This is a genomic window from Catenulispora pinisilvae (assembly GCF_015356865.1).
In the GTDB taxonomy this organism is placed as follows: Bacteria; Actinomycetota; Actinomycetes; order Streptomycetales; family Catenulisporaceae; genus Catenulispora; species Catenulispora pinisilvae.
The window spans coordinates 1-8,480 of sequence record NZ_JAAFZA010000348.1; the positions used below are offsets into that span (position 1 = coordinate 1).

The following is an 8,480-nucleotide window of genomic DNA, read 5'->3' on the forward strand; positions in this document are numbered from 1 at the left end:
ACCCCGCTCCCGTCGTTCCCCGCCGGCTTCCACTGGGGCACATCCACCTCCGCCTACCAGATCGAAGGGGCGCCGAGTGCGGACGGCAAGGGCGTCTCGATCTGGGACACCTTCGTGCGTCGGCCCGGGGCTGTCCGCGACGACCAGACCGGCGACGTCGCCTGCGACCACTACCAGCGCAGCGCCGAGGACATAGCGTTGATGGCGGCGCTCGGCGTCAACGCCTACCGCTTCTCGGTGGCCTGGACGCGGATCCAGCCCGACGGCGAAGGCCCGGCGAACCCGGCCGGCCTGTCGTTCTACGACCGGCTCGTGGATTCCTTGCTGGAGAAGGGGATCACGCCGTTCCCGACCCTGTTCCACTGGGACCTCCCGCAGGCGCTGGAGGATCGTGACGGCTGGTTCAACCGCGACACCGCCCACCGCTTCGCCGAGTACGCCGCCCTCCTCGCCGACCGGCTGGCGGACCGGGTCGAGCACTGGATCACGCTGAACGAACCGTTCATCCACCTCGCCTACGGCTACGCCTTCGGCATCCACGCGCCGGGCCGTGCGCTGATGACCGGCGCGATCCCGGTCGCGCACCACCAACTCCTCGCGCACGGCCTGGCCGTCAGTGCCCTGCGATCGGCGGGTGCTCGGAAGGTGATGATCGCCAACAACTGCACGCCGGTCTGGCCCGCGAGCCAGGCGCCGGAGGACATCAAGGCCGCCGAGGCCTACGACACTCTCCACAACCGCCTGTTCAATGACCCGATCCTGCTCGGCACCTACCCGGACCTGTCGGCCTACGGCACCGGCCCCGACCTGAACGGCGCTGTCCGCGACGGCGACCTGGCGACCATCGCGGCGCCGCTGGACGGCCTCGGCATCAACTACTACAACCCGACCCGCGTCGCCGCCCCCGGCCCCGAACACGGCCTGCCGTTCCAGGACCTCCCGATCGAAGGCGTCCCGCGCACCGCCTTCGACTGGCCGGTGGTCCCCGACGGCCTGCGCGAAGTGCTCGTCGGCCTCGCCGACCGCTACGGCGCCGCCCTCCCGCCGATCTACATCACCGAGAACGGCACCTCGGTGGACGACAAGGTGGTCGCCGGCCGCGTGGCCGACCCGGACCGCATCGCCTACCTCGACGGCCACATCAGAGCCCTGGCTCAGGCGATGGCCGCCGGTGTGGACGTCCGTGGCTACCTGACCTGGACCCTGCTGGACAACTTCGAGTGGGCCGAGGGTTTCCACCAGCGCTTCGGCCTGGTCCACGTCGACCACCAGAGGCAGACCCGCACGCCGAAGGACTCCTACTACTGGCTGCGCGACAGGCTGTCGGAGTTGGCGACAGAGCACTGAGATATCAAAGCTGAGATATCAAATCCGCGAACGCTGTCTGAAACGCCCCCAGCGTCGTCTTCGCTGAAGAGGTGTCATAGACGCCGAACACGACCCGAGCGAATCTGCCCTCGAACACACCACCGTCCGCGAGGTGCCCGCGGAAGACCCGGGCCACGGTCGCCGGATCGTTCCGGAACACACCGCAGCCCCACGCGCCGAGCACCAGCGTCTGAACGCCGTGGTGTGCCGCGACCGCGAGCACCCGTCCGGCACGCTCGGTGAGCAGGCCCTCGACCTCGTCCAGGGCAGATGGCTCGTGCCTGGCCAGCGCTCCGGCGTTCGGTGCCGGCGACGTCAGATAAGAGATCTGATATGGCGCGTCCAGCAGCCGCGTGGCGCTGTCCCGGTAGACCGGAACAGCGGGGGAGAAGATGACGCGATGGCTATAGCGCGTATCGCGATTCGCCCGGTGCGCGTCGTAGTAGTCACGCGCCTCAAGCTGCGTCGTGTACAACGCGGAGCTGCGGCACAGGTCTTCCTCTTGTGCCCGCGCGCCGCCGAGGTACCCGCCGCCGGGGTTACGCGCCGAGGCGAAGTTCAGGATCGCGACGTCGGTGGCGCCCTCGGCGAGCACCAGACGCTGACCGGCCTGAGTGCTGGTCTCGTCGGTGACTTCGAAGGCTGTTTCATGGCGCGATGCGTCGGCGGCGGCCTTGTGCGCCTGGTCATTGAACAGCTGCTGCGTCTGGCCGGGGTCGTAGGAACGAGTCCCCTGACAGGCCGCAGCCACATCGGCGGCCAGATCCACCCGGGCGCCGCGCGCATTCAGGTAGTAGCCAGCGGCGACAATGTTCTCGTTCTCGAGAGCGATGCTTTTGTAAATCCCCATAAGTGTTTCTACCGAACGAAGGTGAAAAGCTTGCGGTCGTCGGGAAGCGGAGTGGGCTCCCGCTCCTGCCGATTCGCGGCGACGTAAATGACGGTCGGCAAGTCCGTGTCAGACTCCCACAGACCGGAGAACCCCGCGTCGCCGAACCAGCCGTGGATCCTCGGGATGACGGCCGGATCGTGCCGGTGGCGGGTCCAGATCGCGGTGCCGCCCAGCGCGGTCAGATGCGCGGCGCGGGTGACGGTGTTCTGGATGTCGGCCTCGGTGATGTTGCCGAAGATGCCGCACAACAGCAGCAGACGCGCCGGGGCGTAGTCACCGAAGAGCGCGGGATCGGCCGCGTCGCCGGTCATGACGTCGACGATGGCGCCGGTGCCGCCGCCGGCACCGTCGAGGCCGCCGACGCCGCCAATTCCGTCGGTGCCGTCGGTGCCGTCGAGACCGGCCGCAGCCACGGCATCCCGCGCCTTCTGCGCGATCACCGGATCGAACTCGATCAGCCGGGCGCGGACGTCGGCACGGCGCGGGTGGTCGGCGAGCACCGGGATCAGGTCGCGTCCCTCGCCCGCGCACAGGCTCAGGACATTGATTACCCCCGAAGGTGCTTCGTCGAGCGCCCGCCGGATGCCCTGCTGGACCGCGGCCAGCCGCTTGACCAGCGGGGATTCCGGGTCGTCGTAGGCCGCGAACCAGTCCTTCCAGTCCCGCAATTCGCGTGCGGATTCCTCGCCCTGGTCTACGATCGCGTCCATGTCTATTTCCTACCCGCCAATGGGTCCTTACGCCACCGGATATCTCGACGTGGGCGACGGGAATCAGATCTATTACGAAGAGCTCGGCAACCCGGACGGCAAGCCCGCGGTGAACCTGCACGGCGGCCCCGGCGCCGGCTCGATGGTCGGCCCGACCAAGGCCTGGAACCCCGAGAAGTGGCGCGTGATCCGCTTCGACCAGCGCGGGTGCGGCCGCAGCACGCCGCACGCGTCCGACCCGGCGACGGACATGTCCGTCAACACCACGCACCACCTCGTCCGCGACATCGAGCTCCTGCGCGAGCATCTGGGTATTGAGAAGTGGCTGGTGAAGGGCGGTTCCTGGGGTGCCAGCCTGGCCCTGGTCTACGCGCAGGCGCACCCGGAGCGGGTGACCGAGATGATCATCCCGGCGGTCACCTCGACCCGCCCGGAGGAGACCGACTGGCTCTACCACGGCGTCCGGCGGATCTTCCCCGAGGCCTGGGATCGCTTCCGCAACCACGTGCCCGAGGGCGAGCGCGACGGGAACCTGGTGCAGGCGTACAGCCGGCTGATGGAGAACCCGGACCGTGCGGTGCGCGAAGCGGCGGCGAACGAGTGGATACGGTGGGAGGACGCCGTGATCTCGTTGGAGAGCAACGGGAAGCCCGGTGCCTACGAGGAGAACTTCGTCGACGACGACCGGCTGGCCTTCGTCCGCATCTGCTCGCACTACTTCGGCAACGACGCCTGGCTGGAGCCGGGTCAGACCCTGCGCGACATGCACAAGCTGCACGGCATCCCGGCGGTTCTCGTCCACGGCCGCCACGACCTGGGCAGCCCCGTGTACACCGCGTGGGAGCTGGCGCAGGCGTGGCCGGACGCGAAGCTGATCGTCGTCGAGGACTCCGGGCACACCGGCAGCGAGGCGATGGGGCAGGCACTGAACGAGGCGACGGAGGAGTTCTCGAAGCGGTAATCCGATGACTCCCGCCAGGGGCGGCCGGCCGCCACCGGTCGCCCACACCCGCGACGTCGTCCGCGAGCCCCCATTCCCCGCGCGGACACCCTCGCCTAGTCTGATCACGTGCCCGACTCCACAGTTCACCCCCGCAATGACGCGGAAAACCGGGACGCGACCGACCCGCTGGCGTCGCTCCGTACCCAGTTCGTCATCCCCGACGAAAAGCTCATCTACCTCGACGGCAACTCTCTCGGCCGGCTCCCGAAGGCCTCCTTGGACCGGGTCCAGGAAGTCGTGGCCGGCGAGTGGGGCGACCGGCTGATCCGGTCCTGGAACGAGCGCTGGCAGACGCTGCCGCAGACCGTCGGCGACTACCTCGGACAGCACTTCCTCGGCGCCGCCGCCGGACAGGTCGTGGTCTCCGACTCCACGTCGGTGAACCTCTACAAGCTGGCCTGCGCCGCCCTCGACGCGCGTCCCGACCGGACCGTGATCGTCAGCGATCTCAACAACTTCCCGACCGACCGCTACGTCCTGGAGGGCCTGGCCGCCGCCCGCGGCCTGGAGCTCAAGCTGGTCGAGTTCGACGAACTGCTCGGCCCGACCGCCGACCAGCTCCGCCCGGTCCTGGACGACCGCACCGCGCTGGTCTCGCTCTCGCAGGTAGACTACCGCTCCTCGGCGCTGGCCGATCTGGCGTCCGTGAACCAGGTGGTGCACGATGCCGGCGCCCTGGCGCTGTGGGACCTGTGCCACTCGGCCGGCTCGGTCCCGATCGAACTGGACGCCACCGGCACCGACTTCGCCGTCGGCTGCACCTACAAGTACCTGAACGGCGGCCCCGGCTCCCCGGCGTTCCTCTACGCCAACGCCTCGCTCATCGACTCCGTCCGGCAGCCGATCTGGGGCTGGTACGGCCAGCGCGACCAGTTCGCGATGGGCCAGGGCTACGACCCGGTGGCCTCCGCGACCCGCTTCCTGGTCGGCACGCCGCAGGTCGTCGGGGTCTCGCTGGTCGACTCCGGGGCCTGGGTGCTGGCCGAGGCCGGCATCAAGCCGTTGCGGGACAAGGGCGTGGCCCTCACCGAGTTCGCCATCGAGCTGTTCGACGCCTGGCTGGCCCCGATCGGCTTCAGCCTCGGCAGCCCGCGCGACGCGGCCGTCCGCGGCAGCCACATCTCGGTGCGGCACCCCGAGGCGTACCGGATCTGCCGCGCGCTGATCGAGCAGCACGACGTCATCCCGGACTTCCGGGAGCCGGACCGGGTGCGCCTGGGCATGGCCCCGTCCACGACGCGGTTCGTGGACGTGTGGGACGCGTTCGACGCCATGCGCCGGATCGTGGAGACGAAGGAGTACGAGCAGATCGACCCGACGCGCACCGAAGTGACGTGACCGAAGTGGCGTGTGACGTGACCGAAGTGACGTGAGGCCACAACCCCGACGACTTCAGCGACGTGAGGCTACAACCCCAACGACTTCGCGATGATCGTCTTCATGACCTCGCTGGTGCCGCCGTAGATCCGCGAGACCCGGGTGTCCGCGTACAGCCGCGCGATCGGGAACTCGGTGATGTAGCCGTAGCCGCCGTGCAGCTGGAGGCACTTGTCGATGACGCGCCCGGCCACCTCGGTGCAGAACAGCTTCACCTTCGCGGCGTCCGCCACCGACAGCTCGCCGGCCTCGTGCAGTTCCAGCGCGCGGTCGATCATGCACTCGGCCGCCTCGACCTCGGTGGCGCATTCGGCCAGGACGAACTTGGTGTTCTGGAAGGAGGCCACCGAGGTGCCGAAGACCGTGCGTTCCCGGACGTAGTCCAGGGCGAAGCGCAGTGCGGCCGAGGCCGAGGCGTAGCCGCCGACCGCGATCGCCAGCCGCTCCTGCGGCAGGTTGTGGGTCAGGTAGCTGAAGCCCCGGCCGGCCTCGCCGAGCAGGTTCTCGACCGGGACCAGCACGTCGGTGAAGGCCAGCTCGGCGGTGTCAGAGGTCTTCAACCCGATCTTGTCCAGCTTGCGCCCGACCGAGTACCCCGGCGACTTGGTGTCCACGCACAGGATCGACAGCCCGCCGCGGCGGTCCTGCGGCGTGGCCGGCGCCGTGCGCGCCACCACCAGGACCAGATCCGCCAGCACGCCGCCGGTGATGAAGGTCTTCGCGCCGTTGAGCACGTAGTGCCGGCCGTCCTCGGACAGCTTCGCGGTGGTCTGGATCCCGGCCAGGTCCGAGCCGGTGCCGGGCTCGGTCATGGCGATCGCGGTCATCAGCTCGCCGGAGACGAACTCCGGCAGCCAGCGCGCCTTCTGCTCCTCGGTGGCGTAGGCCAGCAGGTAGGGCAGGATCAGGCCGACGTGCACGGTCGTCGTCCCGAAGCTCACCCCGGCGCGGGTGGTCTCCTCGATCACGATCGACTGGTACTTGAACGTGCTCATCCCGGCGCCGCCGTACTCCTCCGGCACCTCGATCCCGAACACCCCGAGCTCGCCGAGGCGGTGGTAGAACTCGCGCGGCGGGTGTCCGGCCCGCTCCCACTCGGGGTAGACCGGCACCACCTCCTTGGCGATGAAGTCGCGCAGCATGGCGCGGAAGGCTTCGTGGTCTTCGGTGTAGACGGTGCGGCGCATGGCGCCAAGTTACCGGCGGGTAGGGCAAAAGGCCATGGCCGGACGGCGACCCGCCGGCGATGGACGGGGCGTCGGGGCGGGTGTCGGGCCGGCGTCGGCGCCGCCGGTGGGTCGCTGGTGTCGCTGGCGGTCCGCCGGTGGGCTGCGGGTGTGCCGCGGGTGGGATGCCAGCGGGATACCGGTGGGATGCCTAGAACGAGTCGGCCGGCGGCTGCGGCGACTCCTGCGCGTCGGCATCCGTCACCGGCTTGGCGCCGCCCTGGAAGTCGTCCAGCTCCTGACCGCGCACCACCCGGTTCGGGAACGGGTCGGAGGCGGCGCGCCGGACCAGGCCGGCCACCGGGAGCGGGGCGTCGGAGGCCATCAGCACGATGTTGCCGAACTTGCGGCCGCGCAGGATGCCGGGGTCGGCGAGCAGCAGGACGTGCGCGAAGTGCGCCTTCGCGGTGGCGACCTGGCGGCGGGTGAAGGCCAGGCCGGTGCCGGCCATGCCGTCGGCGAGGTTGACCAGGTGCACCCCGGTCGGGCGCAGCGCGCGCTTGGACAGGGCCACGTACTCGGTCGACGTGAAGTGCTTCGGGATGCGGGCGGCGGCGAAGACGTCGGTGACCGTCAGGTCGAACGCGCCCTCCGGGACCCGGCCGAGCACGTCGCGGGCGTCGCCGGTGCGCAGCCGCACCCGCGCGTTGCGCGGCAGCGGCAGCTTGGTGCGGACGAAGTCCAGCAGCTTGCCGTCGATCTCCACCACCTGCTGGCCCGAGCCCGGGCGGGTGACGGCGACGTAGCGGGGCAGCGTCAGGGCGCCGCCGCCCAGGTGCAGCACCCGCAGCGGCGCGCCCGCCTCGGCGACCAGGTCCACCAGGTGCGCGATCTGGCGGACGTACTCGTACTCCAGGTACGTCGGGTCGTCCAGATCGACGTGCGACTGCGGAGTGCCGCCGATCATCAGCTGGTAGGCGTTGCGGCGGTCCAGGTCGCGCAACAGCTCCGGGCCGTCCGGCTGGTCGTCGTCGGCGGGCTCCTGCGGGGTCTTGGCGCGCGGCATGCCCGAAAGTCTAGGCGGCCGACGGCTTCCCGGGGCCTTACCGAGGTCGGGCGGCATTGCGCCACTCGATAGAGGGACTTTTCGGTACTAGCCTCCCAATTCGGCTATCACAGACACAAGGTTCGACACCGCAGTCAGACCGGCCCGGCGGGGACGGCGTCGTGGGCCGCGCGAGCAGGGGCGCGGCCCACGACGCCGAAGCCGGTGCCGGGACCGGTGCGGGGGTCGGCCTCGACGGCGGGGCGGTACGGGGGAGTGCGGCGGGCCGGTCTTCGGCCGCCGGGATCCCCCGGTGCGGCCCTTCGGTATCAGGACCCTGGTGGGGGAACGGAGGCGGCACAGCCGTGGTTCGCAGCAGACTCGGTGTGGGCGTCGGTATCGGGGTCGCGGTGTGTGTCCAGGCCGCCGTGGTCGGGATCGGGGTGGGACTGGCCGCCGACGGGCACGCGGCGACGGCGGCGGGGCAGTTGCTCTTGCCGGAGCAGCTGGCGGGGCCTTTGCTCTTGCGAGGACAGCCGGCGGGGCAGTTGCTCTTGCCGGGGCAGGCGGCGGGGCCTTTGCCCTTGCCAGGACGGCCGGCGGGACAGTTGCCTTTGCCTGGGCAGCCGACGGGTTCGGCGGGTGCGGGTTCAGGTTCGGGTTCAGGTTCAGGTTCAGGTTCGGGTTCAGGTGCGGGTGCGGGTTCAGGTTCGGGCGATCCGGTACCCGCACCGTTACCCGGTCAGCCGTCGCCCGGCCAGCCAGCCGATCCGCTCCCGACCCCAGTCGGCGACCCCTCGGCGCCTACGTCCCCGGACCCGCTGCCCGTGGAACCGGGGCTGCCGTTCGGCTCCTCGTTCCATCAGCATCTCCCGTTGCCGCACCGCACCACGCCGCCGCCGACGCCCCCGCCTACGCC

The 8,480-nt window shown here is 70.2% G+C and carries 8 protein-coding genes; 3 read left to right on the forward strand and 5 right to left on the reverse strand.

The window, feature by feature from the left end:
- Positions 1-1,347: GH1 family beta-glucosidase (locus tag IZR01_RS46065; RefSeq protein ID WP_194927513.1), on the forward strand; the 1,347-nt coding region annotated here is incomplete at its 5' end.
- A gap of 4 nt (positions 1,348-1,351) precedes the next feature.
- On the opposite strand, the gene IZR01_RS46070 is transcribed toward IZR01_RS46065, so the two are convergent.
- Both IZR01_RS46070 and IZR01_RS46075 read right to left on the reverse strand, forming a co-directional pair.
- Entirely contained in the window at positions 1,352-2,218 is an 867-nt protein-coding gene (locus IZR01_RS46070; RefSeq protein ID WP_194927514.1) for a TIGR02452 family protein, read from the reverse strand.
- A gap of 8 nt (positions 2,219-2,226) precedes the next feature.
- The gene (locus IZR01_RS46075; RefSeq protein WP_194927515.1) at positions 2,227-2,970 is read right to left on the reverse strand and encodes an SAM-dependent methyltransferase; all 744 of its coding nucleotides are present in this window, start codon (positions 2,968-2,970) and stop codon (positions 2,227-2,229) included.
- On the opposite strand from IZR01_RS46075, the gene pip reads away from it, so the two are divergent.
- Together pip and kynU are read left to right on the forward strand one after the other, a co-directional pair.
- Positions 2,969-3,931, forward strand: coding sequence for a prolyl aminopeptidase (gene pip, locus IZR01_RS46080; RefSeq protein ID WP_194899389.1), 963 nt, complete (start codon positions 2,969-2,971; stop codon positions 3,929-3,931). The genes IZR01_RS46075 and pip overlap by 2 nt on opposite strands.
- 108 nt (positions 3,932-4,039) lie before the next feature.
- Positions 4,040-5,311 (forward strand): kynureninase, encoded by a 1,272-nt coding sequence (kynU, locus tag IZR01_RS46085; RefSeq protein WP_194927516.1) that lies wholly within the window; start codon positions 4,040-4,042, stop codon positions 5,309-5,311.
- 68 nt (positions 5,312-5,379) lie between these two features.
- On the opposite strand, the gene IZR01_RS46090 is transcribed toward kynU, so the two are convergent.
- From IZR01_RS46090 to IZR01_RS51785, 3 genes are all read right to left on the reverse strand, one after another.
- On the reverse strand, positions 5,380-6,537 hold the full coding sequence (locus IZR01_RS46090) for an acyl-CoA dehydrogenase family protein (protein ID WP_194927517.1): 1,158 nt from the start codon (positions 6,535-6,537) through the stop codon (positions 5,380-5,382).
- Positions 6,538-6,727: 190 nt separating this feature from the next.
- Complete coding sequence (locus IZR01_RS46095; protein WP_194927518.1) at positions 6,728-7,582, reverse strand: spermidine synthase; 855 nt, start codon at positions 7,580-7,582, stop codon at positions 6,728-6,730.
- Between the two features lie 713 nt (positions 7,583-8,295).
- A partial coding sequence (locus IZR01_RS51785; protein WP_228561324.1) for a hypothetical protein occupies positions 8,296-8,480 on the reverse strand: 185 nt, incomplete at its 5' end.

Excerpts from the sequence above, each read along its gene's own strand:
- IZR01_RS46070 (WP_194927514.1), bottom strand. The coding sequence starts at position 2,218 with ATGGGGATTTACAAAAGCATCGCTCTCGAGAACGAGAACATTGTCGCC.
- pip (WP_194899389.1), top strand. The coding sequence starts at position 2,969 with ATGTCTATTTCCTACCCGCCAATGGGTCCTTACGCCACCGGATATCTC.
- IZR01_RS46075 (WP_194927515.1), bottom strand. The coding sequence starts at position 2,970 with ATGGACGCGATCGTAGACCAGGGCGAGGAATCCGCACGCGAATTGCGG.
- IZR01_RS46090 (WP_194927517.1), bottom strand. The coding sequence starts at position 6,537 with ATGCGCCGCACCGTCTACACCGAAGACCACGAAGCCTTCCGCGCCATG.
- IZR01_RS46095 (WP_194927518.1), bottom strand. The coding sequence starts at position 7,582 with ATGCCGCGCGCCAAGACCCCGCAGGAGCCCGCCGACGACGACCAGCCG.